The organism is Methanobrevibacter sp., assembly GCF_045116495.1.
Classification (GTDB): domain Archaea; phylum Methanobacteriota; class Methanobacteria; order Methanobacteriales; family Methanobacteriaceae; genus Methanocatella.
Genome location: NZ_JBGULU010000156.1, coordinates 1 through 20,757, shown reverse-complemented (window position 1 = coordinate 20,757; position 20,757 = coordinate 1). Strand labels below are relative to the sequence as shown.

At 31.2% G+C, this 20,757-nt stretch carries 13 protein-coding genes; 12 read left to right on the top strand and 1 reads right to left on the bottom strand.

All coding sequences use genetic code 11. The annotated features are described in order from the left end of the window. A partial coding sequence (locus tag ACJMLH_RS08305) for an NAD(P)H-binding protein (RefSeq protein WP_405276606.1) occupies window positions 1-443 on the bottom strand: 443 nt, incomplete at its 3' end. A 176-nt stretch (window positions 444-619) separates the two neighbouring features. Here ACJMLH_RS08305 and ACJMLH_RS08300 point away from each other — a divergent pair. From ACJMLH_RS08300 to ACJMLH_RS08245, 12 genes are all read left to right on the top strand, one after another. Next, the gene (locus tag ACJMLH_RS08300; RefSeq protein WP_405276608.1) at window positions 620-1,747 is read left to right on the top strand and encodes an ABC transporter permease; all 1,128 of its coding nucleotides are present in this window, start codon (window positions 620-622) and stop codon (window positions 1,745-1,747) included. A gap of 8 nt (window positions 1,748-1,755) precedes the next feature. After that, complete coding sequence (locus ACJMLH_RS08295) at window positions 1,756-2,433, top strand: ABC transporter ATP-binding protein (RefSeq protein WP_405276604.1); 678 nt, start codon at window positions 1,756-1,758, stop codon at window positions 2,431-2,433. Window positions 2,434-2,576: 143 nt separating this feature from the next. Next, window positions 2,577-3,725, top strand: a complete 1,149-nt coding sequence (locus ACJMLH_RS08290; protein WP_405276602.1) for an aldo/keto reductase — start codon at window positions 2,577-2,579, stop codon at window positions 3,723-3,725. 155 nt (window positions 3,726-3,880) lie between these two features. Continuing rightward, window positions 3,881-5,167 carry an O-acetylhomoserine aminocarboxypropyltransferase/cysteine synthase family protein gene (locus tag ACJMLH_RS08285; protein WP_405276600.1) on the top strand — a complete coding sequence of 429 codons (1,287 nt, stop codon included), beginning with the start codon at window positions 3,881-3,883 and terminating at the stop codon, window positions 5,165-5,167. Window positions 5,168-5,400: 233 nt separating this feature from the next. Continuing rightward, window positions 5,401-10,608, top strand: a complete 5,208-nt coding sequence (locus tag ACJMLH_RS08280) for a DUF4062 domain-containing protein (RefSeq protein WP_405276598.1) — start codon at window positions 5,401-5,403, stop codon at window positions 10,606-10,608. Window positions 10,609-10,628: 20 nt separating this feature from the next. Continuing rightward, window positions 10,629-11,072: a hypothetical protein gene (locus ACJMLH_RS08275; RefSeq protein ID WP_405276596.1), complete on the top strand. Its 444-nt coding sequence runs from the start codon at window positions 10,629-10,631 to the stop codon at window positions 11,070-11,072. Window positions 11,073-11,109: 37 nt separating this feature from the next. Further along, window positions 11,110-14,817, top strand: a complete 3,708-nt coding sequence (locus ACJMLH_RS08270) for a hypothetical protein (RefSeq protein WP_405276594.1) — start codon at window positions 11,110-11,112, stop codon at window positions 14,815-14,817. Between the two features lie 34 nt (window positions 14,818-14,851). Beyond that, window positions 14,852-15,241 (top strand): hypothetical protein, encoded by a 390-nt coding sequence (locus ACJMLH_RS08265; protein WP_405276592.1) that lies wholly within the window; start codon window positions 14,852-14,854, stop codon window positions 15,239-15,241. Window positions 15,242-16,089: 848 nt separating this feature from the next. Next, a complete protein-coding gene (locus ACJMLH_RS08260) occupies window positions 16,090-16,545 on the top strand; it encodes an AAA family ATPase (protein WP_405276590.1) in 456 nt (151 codons plus the stop codon). 16 nt (window positions 16,546-16,561) lie between these two features. Then, window positions 16,562-18,718 (top strand): pectate lyase-like adhesive domain-containing protein, encoded by a 2,157-nt coding sequence (locus ACJMLH_RS08255; protein WP_405276588.1) that lies wholly within the window; start codon window positions 16,562-16,564, stop codon window positions 18,716-18,718. A gap of 117 nt (window positions 18,719-18,835) precedes the next feature. Then, complete coding sequence (locus ACJMLH_RS08250) at window positions 18,836-19,132, top strand: hypothetical protein (RefSeq protein WP_405276586.1); 297 nt, start codon at window positions 18,836-18,838, stop codon at window positions 19,130-19,132. A 129-nt stretch (window positions 19,133-19,261) separates the two neighbouring features. Continuing rightward, window positions 19,262-20,757, top strand: a 1,496-nt coding sequence (locus ACJMLH_RS08245; RefSeq protein WP_405276584.1) for a BspA family leucine-rich repeat surface protein, incomplete at its 3' end; no start/stop codon positions are given.

Here is a 20,757-nt window from a genome sequence, read left to right as displayed (position 1 = left end):
CCATAAATCAGATAACCGCATCTTAAAATTGTATAATCCAGACTGCTTCCCTCTATAAGGGCTACTGCATTTCTGTTTGGAATTTGTTCAGGCTCATTTTCAACATTGTACTCGCCGCCATTATCCTCGGAAAGCTCATTGTAAATTCCAACAACTGTCATATAAATTAGTCTTTTAGGATTCAATTCGATAAGATTTCTTGCAATAATGGGCTGGTCAACACCTGAAACGGCACAAAACACCACATCTTGATCTCCCAAAACCTTATTCAAGTCTTTTATATTAGTTGCATCGATATTTTTTGCCGTAATTCTATAGCTGTCTTCGTAACTGTTACCTGCAGATTTAGAAAGTAATGTCAAATGATAATCCGGTTTTGCAAGTAATTTAGCTGTAAATGGTCTTCCAAATTTTCCAGTTGCACCGATTATTGCAATATTCATTATTTCACCTTTATTTTAATGTTTAATATTATTGATTATACTTAATAAAAATTTTTGTGTAAATTTTCTATAATACAATTGGGATATATTTTTGTATTTAAAAGGGAATAAAGATATATGTTCAATTTAATAATAGTATTTGATAAAGTACAGTTAGACTTGATGGAGTTGTTACTATCAGATTCATTACACTAATACTAAAAAATCCGTTTAGAAATAAAACAAGAAGTGCACTTTCAATCATAGGCATTGCTATAGGCATTGCAACTATTGTTGCATTAGGTCTTATTACTGCCGGAATGGAAAGTTCTGTTCAAACCACATTCAATGAAGGTGGAGCGGAAATAACAGTTACCAATGAAACAAATATAGGTGGCAGTTCCGGACTTTTAAATGCCTCATTAATTGATGAAATAAAGAATATGACTAATGTTTCGGATGTAACCGGAGAGCTGTCGGTTATAGAAATTGTTAACACGTCCCTGCCGTCTCAAAGTCCATTGGCTAGAATGACAGTTTATGGTTTGGATTCAAGTAAATTGAATCTGGTCGGAATAAAGGATATAAACGGGTCTGCTTATGAGGAGAATTCAACACAGGCCATTGTTGGCAGTTACTATTGTGAAAGAAACAACATAAGCATTGGAGATAATCTGACAATATACGGAACGGAGTTTGATGTTGTGGGAATATATGAAACGGGCAGCATGTATAGGGACAACAGTGTTTACGTATCTTTAAATGAACTTCAGAATATAACTGATACTGAAGAGGTGTCATCGATTCTTGTCAAAACATCTGAGAATGCCAATGATTCTGCAATTAGTGAAAATATAGAAAAGAAATATGAAAATATTTCAACTTTAACAAGCGAAGAACTTTCATCCATGTTGGATAATGTAATTGGAATTCTTGATTCGGCTTCACTGGCTATTTCCGGTCTTGCAATCATTGTTGGAGCTATTGGTGTTATCAACACAATGATAATGGCAGTATATGAGAGAACAAAAGAGATTGGTGTTTTAAAGTCAATCGGTTGGAAAAGCAAAAAGATATTAATCATGATTTTGGGAGAAACTTTGGTATTGACAATTTTATCAGGTGTAATCGGTTCATTATTTGGAATTTTAATAGCTGAATTAGGAGTTAAATTCTTTGGAACTGATGGCTTTTCCTTGGTTTATACTCCTCAAACTTTCATATTGGCATTTGGAATAACAATCATAGTTGGAATTGTTGGTGGAGTGTATCCTGCATATAAGGCATCTAAACTTGCACCTACAGAAGCATTGAGGTATGAATAGGTGATAAAATGGAATTGATTCGGTTGCAAAATGTTTTAAAGCAATATGATAAGGGTGCGGTTACTGCCTTAAACAATATTAATCTGTCCATTGAAAAGGGGAGTTTCGTATCGATAATTGGTCCATCAGGTTCTGGTAAATCTACACTTTTAAACATGTTGGGAGCACTTGATAGTCCTGATTCAGGTCAGGTCATTATTAATGGTGTTGATTTGTCAACCCAAAAAGATTTAAGTGATTTCAGACGTCATGAAATAGGTTTTGTATTTCAGCTTCACAATCTGATACCTAACCTGTCAGTTCAGGACAATGTGGAGCTTCCTCTGATGGATTCAGGTCTTTCGGAAAAGCAAAAGCACAAAAGGGCATTGCTTTTCATTGAAGCTGTAGGTCTTTTGGATAAAAGAAAACAAAAACCGAATAAGCTGTCCGGTGGTGAAAGGCAAAGGGTAGCTATTGCAAGAGCATTGGTTAACTTCCCATCCATCATTCTTGCTGATGAACCTACAGGAGCTCTTGATACAAATACTGGCGCTAAAATTTTGGATGTTTTAAGATTTGTTCAAAAATCAGTTGGAGCTACTCTGATTATTGTAACTCATGACCGTGATGTTGCAAGATTGGCTCAAAGAACCATTGAAATTAGGGATGGCGCAATTATAAATGATTATTATAATCGTGGTTGAAAAACCACATTATACTATTTTTTTAAGCTAGGATTAGTGATTTGTTGCCAATTTACATTCATCAATAATTATATTTTTGATATCAATACTTTTTTTAGTTTTTAACTACAAATAATAATCTATATATTTATTAGAGGGATTTAATGGAATATAGGAAATTGGGAAATACTGGCATTGAAGTGTCTGAAATTGCTTTCGGTGCCGAATTTTTAGTTGAAAGACCATATGAAGATACAGAAGAATTAATTAGAGCTTGTGAAGAAAATGGAATTAACTTTGTAGACTGCTGGATGAGTGAACCTGATGTTCGCTCACATTTGGGCAATGCAATAAAAGATAATCGTGAAAATTGGGTGATTCAGGGCCATTTAGGATCAACATGGCAAAACGAACAGTATGTAAGAACCCGTGAAATGGACAAGGTTGTTCCTGCATTTGAAGATTTTATGGAAAGATTTCAAATAGATACCTTGGATTTTGGAATGATTCACTATGTTGACCAACTGGATGACTATAATGAAATAATGAATGGTCCGTTTATTGAATATGTAAGAAAACTCAAACGTGAAGGTACAATAGCCCACATTGGATTAAGTACACACAATCCGGACATTGGCCTTTTGGCAGCCCAAAATCCTGAAATTGAACTGTTAATGTTTTCAATTAATCCGGCTTTTGACATGTTCGGTTCAATGGATGATATTGAAGAATATAGACGTGAAGATGCCTATGACAGGGAGTTTTCAAGCATCAATCCTAAACGGGCAGAACTTTATGAATTATGCGAAAAAAATGGCACAGCATTAACAGTAATGAAAGGTTTTGCAGGTGGAAATCTGCTTGCAGATGAAACTTCTCCATTTGGTGTGGCTTTAACTCCAGTTCAATGTATTCACTATGCACTGGAGCAAAAAGGGGTTTCAAGCATTTTTGTTGGAGTAAAAACACCTGATGAGCTTGCAGAATCCCTGAAGTATTGCAGTGCAAGCGAAAGTGAAAAAGACTATTCTCAAGTATTGAAAAATGCTCCAAAACATTCATTTAAGGGCCAATGCACTTATTGCGGACATTGTCAGCCATGCAGCTCAGGAATTGATATTGCAATGGTAAACAAATTGTTTGATCTTGCAAAAAATCATGATGAAGTTCCTGCAAGTGTGCAAGAGCATTATAATAACTTAAAATATAATGCAACAGAATGTATTGCATGCGGGGAATGTGAAATCAGATGTCCTTTCGAGGTTCACATTGTAGATGTGATGCTGGATGCACAGGATCTGTTTGGTTTTTGAATGGGAAATAACTTGATATTTTCCATTTTTATTATAAATTATTTTTTAAAAATTTCATCCCCTTCAAGGGGTATTTCTATCTTGTTTTTCAGTTCAAATTTTAATTTTTCACTTAATATAAATATTAAATTTTACAGAAATATTACTTGATTATTATGGCGTATGAATTTAAAAACAAAAAAAATATCTCAACAATTGGTGTACATGCGGGCCAGGAAGAAGTTGATGAAACCGGTTCAAGAGTAACACCAATTTATCAGACTACATCTTATGTATTTGAGTCTTCCCAGCAGGCTGCAAACAGATTTGCACTTAAGGAAGGCGGAAACATTTACACAAGACTTACAAATCCGACCACTGAAGCTTTTGAAAAAAGAATGGCAGCTATTGAAGGGGGAACTGCCGCATATGCAACCGCTTCTGGAATGGCAGCTATTTTTTACGCAATCATCAACCTGACTCAGGTTGGAGACAATATAGTATCTGCCGATAACCTGTATGGCGGAACCTATGAACTTTTTGAAAATACTTTGGAGGAATTGGGCCGTACAGTAACATTTGTGGATTCACAATCTCCGGAATTATTTGAAAAAGCCATTGATGATAGGACTCGTGCGATTTATGTGGAATCAATTGGAAACCCAAAATTGGACATTCCTGATTTTGACAAATTGGCTGAAATTGCACATTCTCATGATATTCCTTTAATTGCTGACAATACTATTGGTATAGGTTCAGTTAGGCCATTTGACCATGGAGCAGACATTATTGCGTCATCTGCAACAAAATACATTGGAGGCCATGGTACAACTTTAGGTGGAATTATCATTGAAAAGGGTGATTTTAACTGGATGAACGGAAAATTCCCTACATTGTCCGAACCTGATGCAACATATAACGGATTGGTATTTGCTGAAGAATTTAAAGGAGCTGCCTTTACAACCAGAATCAGAGCAGTTGTTGGAAGGGATACCGGTGCAGTTCCATCTCCATTCAATTCATTTTTACTTATGCAGGGTCTTGAAACATTAGGCTTAAGAATTGAAAGGCATGCTTCAAATGCAATGGCTGTTGCAGAGCATTTGGAAGCTCATCCTAAGGTCGCATGGGTAACATATTCCGGTTTGGAATCATCTCCAAACCATGAAGTGGCTAAAAAATATGCTGAAAAGGGTTATGGTGGAATCGTTTCATTTGGCCTTAATGCAGGCTATGAAGGAGCATTAAAATTCATTGAAAATGTTGAACTCATTTCATTTTTGGCAAACATAGGTGATGCAAAGTCATTGGTTACTCATCCTGCATCAACTACACATTCCCAATTGTCTGAAGAGCAACAGTTATCTACTGGCGTAACTCCGGATTTAATAAGATTTTCTGTTGGTATTGAAGATATTGAGGATATTCTGGCTGATGTGGACCAGGCATTAGATAAAATTTAATCAATTTTATCTTTTTTTTATTATAAAAACAAAAAATAACAATAACAAAATTAAAAAAACTCTAGCTTTATGCAATATTTTCTGTAAAATGTATTGTTCAATTCTTTTTTTTGTAAAAATATATCATGAGTAAATGAAATTCTTTATATCTATATTTAAATATCTAAAAAAATAGATAATAATTCATATAATTTTGGTATATAATACTTCACAAAATTTTTAGCGGGATTTTTATGGAAAACACAGACACATGGAAAGATGCAATAGTATTTATTAGTAGTACATTCAATGATATGCATGCAGAAAGGGATTATCTTGTAAAAGAAGTTTTTCCTGAACTTACAGAATGGTGTGAAAAGCGCCACATTCGTTTAACAGACATTGATTTGAGATGGGGTGTAACTGAAGAGGATTCAAGTAACAGTAAAACCATTGAAACTTGTCTTCGTCACGTTGATAAAAGTAAACCATTTTTCTTATGTTTTTTAGGCCAACGTAGAGGTTGGGTTCCTAATTTTAATAAGGACATCAGTGAAGAAACTAAGAAAAAATATGAAATGGGACATTTAAAGGATAGATCTGCTACTGAAATGGAAATTGAACATGCTTTGCTTAGGCCATTAGAAATTTTAATTGATGAAGATGAGAAAGAAAAGGGTGAGTGCAGACATTCCATTTTCTTTTTCAGAAACGGAGAATATGCTAAAAAAGAGAATAATATTCTTTCTCCAAAACAAAGGTTAATTTATACTAATGATTATCTGAAACAAGTTGCCATTTCAAAAGTAATGGATGAATTAAATGAAAGCAAAGATGAACAGGGTAAAGACCTTCATGATAAGATTTTAAATGAAATTAAAGTTGAATTTGCAAACAATGGAATTGAATATCCTGAATTTGTGTCTGAATTAATTTATGATTTCCAATATAATGACTGTGAATTTTACAATTATCTGTTTGATGATTTGGTTAGAAACCCTACAAAAGATAATAATTTGTGTATTATTGCCGAATTGAAATTTAAAAATCCTGGATTGTACAAAGAAATTACACATGACATAAGAGATAATGACGAAAAATTATATGAGGAAGTATTAGACAAATTAGATAATTATCAATATAGAGATATAGGAATTGACCAATTTTACGAGTCCTTTAATGAACCTATAATTAAGGAAACTATTGATGAAATTAAAGCTAAAAACGAAGTGGAATTCAATATCCATGAAAATGAATTGGTAGAATATGCTAAAAAAATTAAGGAAAAGCAATCTGAAGCCAACACTGCTAATGAAAATCTTGATGATAATAAAAAGATTCATGTTGTCATCAATGATTACAAAGGAAGATGGGATGAAGATTTATTGCTTCCGGAACTTTCACATTATAAGTTTGGTGAAGGAAAAGGTAGATTAACTGATTTTGAATGTGACAATAAACCGCTTAAGGAAGTCATCATTTCCGAGTTCAAGAAACAGTTTGAAATGGAATTTAAAGACCATATTCAGAAAATTGCCAATAAAAATCCTGAAATCTATGAAAACGAAGACAGTGAAATCATTAAAGTCCAACCTTCCGTTGACATGTCTGAGGATGATAAAAAATTAGCCAATGAGCTTGACCAGCAGGAAAACTTCTGTCACAATAACAGTGAAGGTTTTGTTCCACGTGAAACATATACAAATAAATTAGATGCATATGTGAAAAGCGATGATAATAAAATCTGTCTCGTCAGTGCAGAAGCGGGGTTGGGTAAAACAATGCTTCTTGCGGCTTTCGCAAATAATTTTTACAATGTTGATGATTATAAAAATAAAAGGTTATATAAAAGATTCTGTGGAGGATCTGATTTAAGTTCACGAACATATTCTCTATGGAAATCTATAATTGATGAAGCAGGAATTGACAATAAGGAGATTTATCCTAAAAATATCGTTGACTTAAGAAGAAACATTAATGATATCTTAAAAGAAATAGCAAAAGATGAGGATGTTGTAATAGTTATTGATGCTATAAACCAGATGGAAGATGGCATGGAAATGCTCAACTGGTTTGGTGAGCTTCCAGAAAATTTAAAACTTATCATAAGTGTTAAAGAAGTCAATATTGAAGATACTGATGATAAAAGTGAAGAAGAAATTGAAAAGGATATCAAATATCATGATAAACTTGAAATCATCAAAAAGAAAAACACAATTTCAGATGAGTCCAGCTTTGTATTAGACAAATTGGACCATGAAAAAGAAAAATCCATTGCCAACATTGTTAATGAGATTACAGATTATGCAGATGGCGGAGACAATGGCATTTGTGTAGTCAATTCTGATTTGACATATGACAAATCCTTGATTTTCCATATTTTCAATGACAAGTACACAGGCAATGTCAAAAACTTCAGATGTAGTTATAATGAAAAATCAGCATGTCCTAGTGACAAGCTTAAAAAATCAGTTAGTAAATTTGGCCGTCAAAAGACAATTTTTGATGTATGCGAAATTTCGGGCAATGCCGAAAGTATCAAATCCAAACTTGAAAGCCATATCAGTGAACTGTCTGATGATGAGATTGTCATTGTTGATTTAATGAGCAATGATTCAATGTTATTAAAAGAATTAAACGATATAAAATATCCATCCAAAACTGTTATTGGTGTTAAAAAGACTGATTTTACTTTCAATAATGTATCCAAAGAAATAGAGTTAAACGAATTGGATGCTGAGAAAAATGAAATTATCAAATCATATCTAAGCAATTACTTAAAAGAACTGGATGAACGGGAAATACATGAAATCTGCAACTTCAAAGGATCTACAAACCCTCTTTTCTTAAAAATCCTGCTTGCCGAGTTAAGAGTATTCGGTTCATTTGACCAGCTTAAAGATGAAATTACAAGCTTTGGTGATTCTCCATTTACTGCATTTACGCATGTATTTGAAAGATTGGAAGAAGACGAAAAAGTTCGCGGAGATAATTTGGAAATAGCAAAACCTCTATTTTCACTTCTTGCCACTTCACGTGATGGTGGATTGTCCGAAGAAGAAATAGTCACTGTCCTTAAAGACAAATATAACTTAAACGAAGATGATGTCAGAGCCAGTGTCAACCTAAACTTAAGACAGGTAAGGCCATTCATGGCAAGAAAAGAAGAACGTCACGACTTTTTCTATGAAAAATTCAGAGAAGCTGCCAGAAATAAATATGCAGATGATTATGATGACAATATAAAACTTTTAACAGACTACTTCAGAAATAAGGTTAATGAAGATTCTAAAGTTGCAAGGCCTTATATGGAGCTCCCATACTATTTGAATGAATCAAATGAAACTGAAGAATTGAAAAAAATACTTTCATCATATTCATTTATAAAAAACAAATTGTATTCATCTAATGATGTTTACAGTTTAATTTCTGATTATAATTATCTTAATTTGGGTGACGATGAAGACCATCCTTTAAATCTCATTAAAAGGGCATTGGAGCTATCTTCACCTGTATTGATGAATGATTCACATGAACTTCCAACTCAATTCTGGGGAAGGATGAATGAAATTAATGATGAAAAAATCAAAGATTTGCTTGATGATTTGCAAAGCAGTGAAGATATGCGCATAAAACCGACAAGTGGCATACTGTATTCTCCAAAAAGCTCAATCATCAAAAGATTGCTGCCTGACGGTAATAAAAGTTCATCTGCCATCGGATTCAATGATGACAATAAGATCCTGTTCGGAAGTTCTGATGGAGCATTGAGCCTGTATGATATTGATGCCAACACATTTGAAAATCTTGAAAAAACCGATTCAAATGTTGCTAAGATAATTCTAAAAGATGGTCAGCTATATGTTGCAAGAGGCAGTGGGGATATTAAAAGATGGAATTTGACCACCCGTGATACAGAAGACTTCCCTAATATCAATTCTGAATCAGAACTCAAGGATATCTATGTTTCTGACACATATGGAAAAATATATGCAGTTTCACATTCAGGAGTATATTCAATTGATTTGGAAACAAAAGAGCGTAGACGAGAAGATATTGATGCTAAAAACTACAATCAAATCCTGGTTCCAAGAAGAAACGAAGCGATTCTTGTTTGTGATGAACGTGAAGTTGACGGATGGGACGTGTATGAAATGAGAAAGGCATACAATAAACACCATCAACAAAATGATGAGGATGATTCATCTACCAAAATAGATTCCTCTGAAGAGATAAGGTTCATGGGATTGAACAAAAGATTTTTAACACTGATTTCAGAAAACGGACAGATGAAATTCTGGAACACCCTTAAGAACTCCGGTGGTGGAGAAAGTATTGCTGAAGAACGTGTCTGCAGCCCAAATGATAAATTCATGCAGGCAAAAACATTGGAAGATGAAAATGAAATTATAACCATCTCAGATATGGGTGTAATGAGGGTTTGGGATATTCCACAGCCGGCAAGTCCTCAATTTGATAAAGTAATAGATATTCAGACAGGTATCAAATCACCTACTGCAATAGACTATCACATTAACGATGAACATAGATGGGTCATTGTTGGAAATGAAAACAATGATGTAAGCATCATAGATTTGAATAAAAAGGTTGAAGCAGATCGTAATGTAAGGCATGCAGAATCCGTATTGTCAATCAAAATCGATGGCAGTCACATGATAACCGCATCAGATAATGGTGAGATTTTCACATGGGATTTGGATAATGAAGAATTCATCAACAAATATTCAAACGATTTCAGATGCAATTCAATTTCATATAACCGTGAAGATTCAAAATTGGTCTTTGCAGGTGTAAAAACCGATGAAAATGATAAAAAGATTTATAAAATAGCTACCTGCAAGATTACTGATGAAATGTGGAGTCCTGTTGAAACAGAAGAGAATAAAGCTATCGAATTGGAAATTGAAGATGAAACAATTAATTCTGAAGAAATTATTGACATTGCTCAGAATAAGTCAGGTGTCATTTTCATTGAAAAAGATAGATTATCAACCAATCAAACTAAATTTGATAATGTTGCAACCACATTGGCTACTAAATTTGACTCCGATGAGATATTTGTAGGATTTGAAGATGGAAATGTTGTAAAATATCCAAGTGGAGAGACTTTCAGTCAAATTGCATCTCCTGTCACCAAGATTAGAATTTCTGGAGATAAGGTAATTGCAGGTTATGAAAACGGATCCATAGTCATATTGGATTTGGATTTAAGTAATCCTGTAAAATTAGATGCCCATGAAAAGGACATAACCAATCTTTATGTTGATGAATCTCAATTGATTAGTCTAAGTAAAGACAATACCATAAAATTCTGGGATATTGATTCTAAAGAATGCAAATATACATATTACTTAGATATTTTTGCAACCTCAATTGGTATTAAAGATGACAAATTGGTTGTCGGAGATGCTTTAGGTAATGTAAGGTTCTTTGAATTTTAAAATTAAAAAATGGTGAAACTATGGGTTTATTTAATAGATTTAAAAAAAAAGATGAATTTGAATATCCTGATATAGATCAGTTGAAGTGTAAGGATTTTGCAAAAGTTTATCAGGATATACAACATGATTCTAGAAATGCCGATGTAAATCGTCGTCAAAAGTTACAAAAGTATATTCTGGATTTATTAAAAGCGTGGGAAAGTAATTGTTTCATTGATGCGAATTTTCAATTAGCAGTTGTTATTTCATTTGCTCATGCATTACCTAATCCTGAAATTATTGAATATATGCAAAGAGGTAAAAACTCCGTACCTCTTGATGCTTTTTTATATGATTGGTATAAATCAATGACTAAAACAGTTTTAGTAAATTTTGGCAGAATGGAACCTCAAATGATTGATGAAATATTAGGGGACGGTTCTATAATACCCCTGCTGGATTATGATTTTGTTCTTCAAAAATAGGATTATTATAATTTAGATTATTATTTTGAGGTTTTTTATGGGATTTTTTAATAATATTAAAAAAGCATTAAGTAAAAATGATGAAACTCAGAATGATAATCATTCTGATGAAAAAAATTCAGATGCAGATTATTTCAATTCTAAAAAAAGTTTCATTGATTTAGATGATTTAGTTCATAGTGGTCGAAAAGAGATAATTTTAGATTCAGACTTTACTTTTGATTCGTTAAAAGATAATTTATATAATCTTGGTATTAAATTGGATGTTGATGGCTTAGTTATTGATGGAAATGGATTTGTTATTGATGCAAATCATGAAACAAATCATTTTATTATTAAAGGTCATGATATTACTTTAAAAAATATATTTTTTAAAAATGGAAAAAATATAAATGGTGTCGCTTCAATAACTGTTGAAGATAATTCTAGCTTAAAAATTCTTAATTGCACGTTTGAAGATAATATAAATCCTAAGTTAGCTGGTGCCGCAATAGTTAACACTAGTGTCTTGTCAATTGAGAATACAATGTTTATTAAAAATAGTGCAATAAATGGCGGATGTATTTTAAATAATGGTTATTTGGATTTAGAAGGATGTATTTTTGAAGATAATGTTGCTAATGAATCGGGAGGAGCTATATTAAATTATAATGATGGAAAATTATTTTTAAAAAGGTGTGATTTTATTAATAATAATGCTCTTGCTGGTGGAGGAGCTATTCTTTCTTATTCTGAAATGTCTTTGGAAAGTTGTAATTTCAAATCAAATAGTGCTAAAGAAGCTGGAGCCATTATGAATTTAGACTCTTTAATATTGAATGAATGTAATTTTAAAAATAATTCTTCAGATATTGGTGGATGTATTTCAAATAATGGAAATTTAACATCTGTTAAAAATATATTTTCTAATAATTCTTCTACTTTTGGAGGGGTAATAAATAATTATGATAAGGGATTTTTTAATTTCACTGATTGTGATTTTTTAAGTAATTTTTCATTTATTGGGGGTTCAATAGCAAATAATATGGGTAAAGGCAAAGTCTTTGGTTCAAATTTTTTAGAAAATAAATGCTTAGATGAGTATAATAATCTAGATTTGGATAACTTATATTTCCCATCGGGGAGTGCTATTTTTAATGATGGAGATATGACTGTAAGTGATTGTAGGTTTGAAAAAAATGAATCACGTGATGGAACTATTTGTAATTTTTATTATATGATTATAAATGATGGAACTGTATTTGAAAATAATAATGCCATATTGGGTGGTGCAATATATTCGGTATCATCAGCAGTATTAAATTGTTTTGATACTACATTTTTAAATAATTCTGCTGCTAAGGGAACAATATATAATTCTGGTGAAACAACTTTAAAAGATGTTAAATTTAATAATAATCATTCTTTTAATAATGCTTCAAATATTTTCAATGAATCTGATATGAAACTAGTTGATTGCGAATTTTTTGATGATGATAGAGTAAATGTTGATTGTTATAATATTCTAAATGAGGGTTCTTTAAATATTATTAATTCTAATTTTTATAATCTTAGTTCAAAAGCGTTATTAATGAATGGAAATAATGCAGAATTATATATTTCCGGAGGTAACTTTAATAATAATTATTCAATATTATCTACAATTTGTAATTTAGGTGCTGAATGTAATATTAATGATGTTCATTTTGAAAATAATTCTTCGATGAATGACTTTTCTGCAGATATATGCAATGAAAGACAACTGAGTTTATTCAATTCAATTTTTAAAAATTCAAATGAATTTAAAACAATTTTAAATTATGGGCACATGGTTATAAAAATAGAAAATGAAGATATAATTGAAAATAATGGCACTATAGATAATAGAAAAGTTATTATTCAAGAAAGATTTTCTTTTTATGATTTGGATGAGTTGATTTTAAATAATGATGAAACAATTTTTTTAGAAGAGGATGTTTTTCTAGAAAACAGTGAAATTGATTTTTATGAAGGTGGAATTGAGCTGATTAAAGATAATTTAGTTATTGATGGCAATGGAATAACTATTGATGCGAATTCCAATGGAAGATTTTTTTCTATTCTAGGTAAAAATATCACTCTAAAAAATATTACTTTTAAAAACGGAAAATTATTTAGTCGTTTTGATCAACATACTAATGGTGGAGGAGCTATAAGAATTGTTAAAGATGCTTCTTTAAAGTTAATAGATTGTACTTTTATAAATAATTATTCTGAAGATGATGGTGGTGCAATATTAAATAATGGAAATTTGTCAACTGAAAATGTTGTGTTCCAAGAAAATGTTTCAGACTCTTATGGTGGTGTGATTTATAATAAATCTGTCTTTAGTTCTTTAAATGACCGTTTTGAAAATAATAAATCTAAAATGTTTGATTTGATTTGCAATTATGGTGAAAGTTCTATAAATAACCCTAATATTCTTAATATTAATTTAGATGGGCTAGAACCATTTTTTAATAATGGAAACATGGTTATAACTAATTATGATGGTGAATTGGATATAGTATTAAATATAGGATTTATTAATGAAAATAGGGATAATAAACAATTTGAATCATTTTCTTATTTAAATGATAAATTATTGAATGAGAATACTATCAAATTGGAAAAAAACATAGTTTTTGATGTTAAAAAGGATAAAGAATATATTGAAGGCATCGTAATTAGTAAAGATAATGTATCTATTGAGGGTAATGGTTTTGAGATTGATGGTAAAAATATAAGCAAGTTATTTAAAATTTCTGGTGAAAATATTACTTTTTCAAATATTTATTTTAAGAATTGTTACTCTGCAGATTTTTCAATAATTGAGAATAATGGTTCAATTTCTTTTATAAATTGTAAATTTGATAATTTTAAAGCTTTTAATGATGTATCAATTATTCAAAATAATAATGTATTAAATATTTCTGATTGTACCTTTTCAAATAATTCTTTAAAAAATGGAGGTATAATTATGAATGATGCTAAAGTAGAGATTTGTGAATCTCAGTTTATAAATAATCGCTCTAATGAGTTTATTGTTTGCAATGAAAATGGGAATGTCGATTGTATTTATTCCTTTTTTTTAGATAACGGAACTAAATTTTTAAGCATTCTTACAAATAAATTAGGCAAATCTAATGTTTATAATTCCATTTTTAAATATAATTATTCTAAAAATCAAGGCGGATGTTTATATAACATGGGAGGCAAATTTGAACTATCATCTTGTTCTTTTTATGATAGTTTTTCATCAAATGGGGGTGTTTTATCTAATTTGGGCGATATGAATATAACTGATTGTTCATTTATTAAAAATGAAGCAAATAAAGGATTTGGAGGCGCAATTTTAAATAAAAATAACTTAAACATATGCAAATCTCAATTTTTGAATAATGTTGGGAAATATGGTGGAGCTATTTATAATTCCGGTTCAGAGAAATTGCTTATTGTTAACTCATTATTAAAACAAAATAACTCTAAATCTAAAGCAGGAGCTATTTTAAATGATGGTAATATGTCAATTGAAGGTTCAACATTTAGACAGAATTATTCTTCGTTGGGGGGTTCTATTGTAAATGAAAATAAAGCTAAATTAAATATTATTAATTCATTATTTGATTTAAATAATGCAGAAACACCAGGATCCATTGTTTTTAATGAAAATTCTGAGTGTAATATTGGTTCAGACTGTAAATTTATAGAAGATGTTGCGATTCTGAGATTAACCTCATCTAATTAGTATATCTTAAGATATTTTTTTAGGAGAGATAGATATGGGATTATTTAATAGATTTAAAAAAAATAAAACTGTAAATGACAAAGTGGATTATGCATCAAAATTTAAAGGTGCTGTAGATAACATAAGATTTTTAGAACTATATCCAATATTTGATGAATGGGCTGAAAATGATCCTTCAGATGCAAACTTATATTGGGCGGGGTTATATTTAGAGCAATTAAGGAGAGTAAAAATTAACGGTCAAGTTGCTCCTGTTTTAGATATGGAGACACAGTACAAAATAAAAAAAACTGCAGAAACTTTGAAACCTACAAATAAAGAATTACATGAATGGTATAAACAATTACATAATAATGTGTCATTTGAGATGCATAGGGCTGTCAATGAATTTGCTGAAAAATATATGGATGAATTTTCACCATAACATAAATTTGATAAAATGATGTTTATTATTATTTGAAATGATTAATATATTGAGGTTTGTAGTTCATGTTATGAGAAACATATGAAGTGGTTTTTAATACCTCATTTTTAAAAAATTATTGAAATTCATTGAAATATTTGAAAAAACTCAGTAAAGTGTAGATTGGGTAGAATATTTAATTTAAATTGATTTAGTATTTTAACATATTGATTCTAAACGGATTAAAGATTTCTATAAAAAACGGTTGAACTACTTTTTTTTTTTGAATTATATGAATTATTAAACAACATTGGATTCAAGATAATGATGTTGGTGTAGAATTGATTTATTGTAAAATTTGAAAATGGTAAATTTTAGTTTATGTAGAAAAATATAACTTTAAAAATTAGATTGCACATTTAATCTAGATTTGAAAGATAGAATGATTAAATATGTTTTTGATGTTACACTATCCTCAGTGATTCATATATCTACATTTCAAATTACCTTCAAAATCTCATATCCTTGCTGTTAATGTAAATAATGATTAAGAATGTTACTATTATTTACTATTGCTAGTTAAATGATGAATGTTCTCTTGCAGTATATTCAACCATTTTTGGTTTCGTAAATCCTAACAGTTGACATTAAAGCTTTTTCTTTACATGACTTAAATAGTCTCATACAGATAGATTTAAGCGAGTGGAAAAAGGGAGGGATAATAATACCTAACCTGTGTGAAAATACATTAAAGATTCAAGGAAAAAGCTATGACTCTTAGGTGTTGTGTTTTTTTTAAATTATCAGATTAATGATTAAGATTTGGAAGGTGAATTAAAGACTTTAATAGATTATGCTTAAAAGAATATATGAATCAAAAAATAGCTGTAATTTTCATAGGAATTCAGGCAAGCGGTAAATCAACATTCTACCGTAAATATTTCTCTGATTATGTTCACATTAACTTGGATACATTGAAAAAGAGAAAAAGGGAAAAAATACTCTTGAGCAAATGCATTGAAAATGGAAATTCATTTGTCGTTGACAATACAAATCCGACACGTGCAGATAGGCAAAGGTATTTTGATGCCCTGAAAGATGAAGATTATGAAATTCATGGATATTATTTCAAATCATCAATAGGGGATTGTCTTTCAAGGAACTCTAAACGTGAAGGCAAGGCTTGTATTCCCAATGTTGGCATCAGGGCAACCTATGCAAAGCTTGAATATCCGAGATATAGTGAAGGATTTGACAAGTTATATTATGCAGCTATTTGTGGGGATGATTATAAGGTTTGTGAATGGAATAAGAAGAATAAATGATTTTTGAGGCAGAAAAATGACATTTCAAGATAGGATTTTAAGAAGACTACAGAAAAGCAATAATTTCAAATATCTGGATGATTTGGTCAATTCAGGCAAAAATGAAGTCAAACTGACTTCTGATATTACTTTGGAGGATTCCGAAGAACTGGTATATGGTGAAGGAATTGAAATCAAAACTGATGATTTAACAATCGATGGTAATGGCTATCAGATTGACGCAAAAGGCAAGGCACGTATTTTTAACATTGAAAATAAAAAGGTCACATTTAAAAATATTACTATCATAAATGCGACACCAAAACCTGTCAGTAATTCAATAACTTCAATGTTCAGCAGCCTGAAAGGGGGTGCGGTATCAGCATTTGAATCCAAATTGTCATTTTACAAGTGTACTTTCAGGGATAATGCTGATCATAGTGTAGGTGCAATTTCTGTAAACTTCTGTGAAGTAAATATCGACGGTTGCAAATTCATCGGCAATGTCGGTGGCAAATATGCGGGTGCTATTTTAAACGATGAATTGTCTTCCTTGACAGTTATCAACTCTGAATTTAGAAACAATGCTTCATTTGAAGGAGCTAGTGATATTAAAAGTGTTGAAAGTTCTCTTATAGTTATTGACTGTGAATTTTTTAATCCTCGTATTGATGAAACATCTATCGAAGGAACTTCCATGGGTAATCTCGTTTTGAAAAGTTCAACATTTTACCAATCAGACATTGCTCCAAAATGTCAAACAGTAATTAAAGATTGTAATTTTAAAGATTCAACAGTTAATGTTACTCATTTCGGAAAGGTGTACTGTTTGGAGGACCAACAAGCGGATATTCCATTTGCTGGTGGTGATATACATTACCTGAATGGTGAAATGGACTGGGTGCGGGAGCTAACACAGCATGAATTTGCACGTGAATTTCTGAAGTACTTCCCTAAATTCAATGATGAGGAATTTACCGTCCAGAATAAATTGCATGATGAAATGGGTGAATTTCTTGAAATCTGGAGAGAAATATGGTCAAATGAATCAAATTTCGTCATGGCGGATGTTATTGTAAATGTTTTGACATTGGATCCTGTAGATATTAGGGACAATTATCTAAATCGCATAAGCAGGGAAGGTGCAACCGATAAGGGGTCTTATAATCAGTTATATATGATTCTGCAAGATGTTTTGGAATTTGTAGAGTTTCCAGCTAGGACATTTAAGGAATTGGATGAATTAATCCATTCTGATAAAGATACTGTCACATTAACATCAGATGTTTGTCTGGAGGATGGTGAAGCTGAAGAGTACAAAGAGGGAATCAAAATCGATGTGGATGATTTGGTGATTGATGGTCAAAACCATTTAATTGATGCTGATGAGAAGGTTTCAATTTTCAAAATTGATGCAAAGAAAGTTACAATTAAAAATCTCGTGTTTAAAAATGCATTTTCACAAATGGGTGGTGCAATTTCAAACATTGGTGATGTTAAATTCGAAAACTGTAAGTTTTGCAATAATGCCTCATCTGAATTGGGTGGTGCAATCATTAATGACGAAAAGATGATTATTTCCGATTGTGAATTTGAAAATAATTCTTCAGGTGGTGTCGGAGGTGCAATAGCAGCAACTTTCACATCCGATTTGCAAATTATAAAAAGCAAATTCACAAAAAACAGTGTAAATTTTGATATTTATTGCCCAGGTATAATTTTACCATCTGATGCTCAGGGATTCGGTGGCGCAATCTACAACAATGGAAAATTAGATATTTCCGAATCAGAATTCATGGAAAATAGCTGTGGGAAAAATGGTGGAGCAATGATTGTTTTGCCTGATTCTGTAATCAGCATTGAAAAATCCTTGTTTAAGGATAACCACGCTAAGGTTGACGGTGGAGTGATTCACACTATGGGTGACATTAACATCAGCGATACAGAATTCACAGGCAATTCTGCTGATGGTTCTGCAGGAGTATTTGATGCAACAAAATCATCAAAACTGAAAATTTCAAACTCCAAATTTGAAAACAATACTGCAGAAAAAGGTAATGTTATTGTAAATAAAGGGGAATTAAAATTAATTGAAACAGAAATCAATGACTGTGATATTGTTGACGAAAGTTTGAAAGTTGATGAGACACAGCCTGTACTGCCGTATGAAAATGATGCTGTTCATGATGAATGATCTAATGATGAAGAAAATGAAACGGTAACTGTTGAATCTGGTGAAGGTGAATCCAGCACTGAATTTCCTGAAGGATATGATGATTATGCAAGGGATTTCAAAGAAATATTTGAAGAAATGTTAGAAAATAAGGATTTTGAAGGTCAAAGTCCTGTATTGATCTTGAAGTTTGCAGTATGGGCTCAAAGATTTCCTAAAGATGCTAATTTGGTTGCGGCAGCATTATTAATGGCTAAAGGATTTGATGTTGAGTTAGTTAAAACAATTTTAGATGATTTTTCACAGGAGGAATATAATAAAAGACTTACAGAATATGAGCCAATTGATGAAGAGGCATATTCATGGTTCCTGGTTGCTGCATTACTGGGAATGACTATAGATAATTCCAATGATGATATGGATTCAAATGGATAATAGAAAAACTATATTGGTTTAACAGAGATTTTCAGTAGGGCAGTGAAGAAAACAATATGAATGTAGTTAAATATTTAATAATTTATTGGAATTTAAAAATATTAATTTAGATAGTTTGGAGGAATAAACATGATTACACAACCACATTTTGGATGGGTTGAATGGGATTTGCCAAATTTTTATGATAGGGTATCTTACATTGATGATTTTCCATTTATGGTATTTGAAGCTTTACTTGAATATTTTGAAAGTGGAGAGAGTCAGAATGTAACTTTTGATGCTGAAGGATGGTATTATACATTTACATTCAATGAAGATGTTAAAGTAGGCGAAAAGGTCATATGTGATAGTACTGTAAAATTCGCAGAGGAGTTCATTAAAGATATAAATAATGATCTGCATTACTGGGCAAATTTTGCAAGAGATGGTGATTCAGCCTATGATGAATTAGTTGAACTGATTGATAATCTTGAAAAATATCTTTCAAAACAGGAAAACCCTTTTGTAAAATTTTTAGGAACAAAATTGGTCATGATTAACAATCCTGATCTTGATGAAGATATAAGAAATAGGTATTTTAAGGAATTTGAAAAATTAAACACTACAACTTCTAGCATTTATGATTTGGGGGACTTGGATGTCCTTATAATCTTAAAGGATGGGACTAATTTAACTAGTTGGAGTGATGTCAAGGATAAAAGTGAAGTCTTGTATGTTAGTGAAGACTTATCCGACAGATTACTTCTTTCAGGTAATTATTCCAATCTAGTATCTCTTGAATCCATAATTGTTAAAGGAATTTCAGATAAGATTTCCGATTTATCTTTAATGTTTTCAAACTGTAATTCCTTAAAATACATTTTAGGTCTGCATTCATGGGATAGCTCTAATTTAAAATCTATTAAAGGAATGTTTTTTAATTGCTATTCATTAAATGATATTTCTTTTTTAGATGATTTGAATGTTTCAAATGTAAAATCAATGGGAGGATTATTTCAAAATTGCATACTCCTGTCTGATATTTCTCCATTGGAATCATGGGACGTAAGCAATGTGGAAAATATGCAGGGAACATTTGCACTTTGTGAAAATTTAACTTCATTAAAAGGTCTAAAATCTTGGAATGTTGGCAATGTAGAAACTATGGAATCAATGTTTCATGGATGTGTTAACTTAAAGGACATTTCATACTTAAGAGATTGGAAATTAGACAACATCGAAAATATGTTTGAGATGTTTAGGGAGTGCAGTTCATTGGAAAATATTTATGCATTGCATGATTGGAATATAGAAAGCTATGTAAATGTTGAAAGCACATTTAAATATACTAATCTTTCTCAAATGCCTAAATGGTATCTAAACTCAGAAAAGGAAATTGAAGATTATATCAATAGCATAGAAGATGAGGAATCCCTAATTGATATAGCATGCAATCATTCAGATTTTATTGTTCGCAAATTTGCCATTGAAAAAATTACTGACGAAGTTGTCTTAAAAGAACTCATTGAAAATAATACAAATACAGGCATTCTGGAAGCTGCTGTTAATAATGAGAATTTAAAGGATATGGAATTTCTGTTTAACATTTTAAAACAGGATGATTCTCCATCTGAAAGAGGTTTGTT

Excerpts from the sequence above, each read along its gene's own strand:
- ACJMLH_RS08295 (WP_405276604.1), top strand. The coding sequence starts at position 1,756 with ATGGAATTGATTCGGTTGCAAAATGTTTTAAAGCAATATGATAAGGGT.
- ACJMLH_RS08255 (WP_405276588.1), top strand. The coding sequence starts at position 16,562 with ATGACATTTCAAGATAGGATTTTAAGAAGACTACAGAAAAGCAATAAT.
- ACJMLH_RS08260 (WP_405276590.1), top strand. The coding sequence starts at position 16,090 with ATGAATCAAAAAATAGCTGTAATTTTCATAGGAATTCAGGCAAGCGGT.
- ACJMLH_RS08290 (WP_405276602.1), top strand. The coding sequence starts at position 2,577 with ATGGAATATAGGAAATTGGGAAATACTGGCATTGAAGTGTCTGAAATT.
- ACJMLH_RS08270 (WP_405276594.1), top strand. The coding sequence starts at position 11,110 with ATGGGATTTTTTAATAATATTAAAAAAGCATTAAGTAAAAATGATGAA.
- ACJMLH_RS08280 (WP_405276598.1), top strand. The coding sequence starts at position 5,401 with ATGGAAAACACAGACACATGGAAAGATGCAATAGTATTTATTAGTAGT.
- ACJMLH_RS08250 (WP_405276586.1), top strand. The coding sequence starts at position 18,836 with ATGTTAGAAAATAAGGATTTTGAAGGTCAAAGTCCTGTATTGATCTTG.
- ACJMLH_RS08275 (WP_405276596.1), top strand. The coding sequence starts at position 10,629 with ATGGGTTTATTTAATAGATTTAAAAAAAAAGATGAATTTGAATATCCT.
- ACJMLH_RS08265 (WP_405276592.1), top strand. The coding sequence starts at position 14,852 with ATGGGATTATTTAATAGATTTAAAAAAAATAAAACTGTAAATGACAAA.
- ACJMLH_RS08285 (WP_405276600.1), top strand. The coding sequence starts at position 3,881 with ATGGCGTATGAATTTAAAAACAAAAAAAATATCTCAACAATTGGTGTA.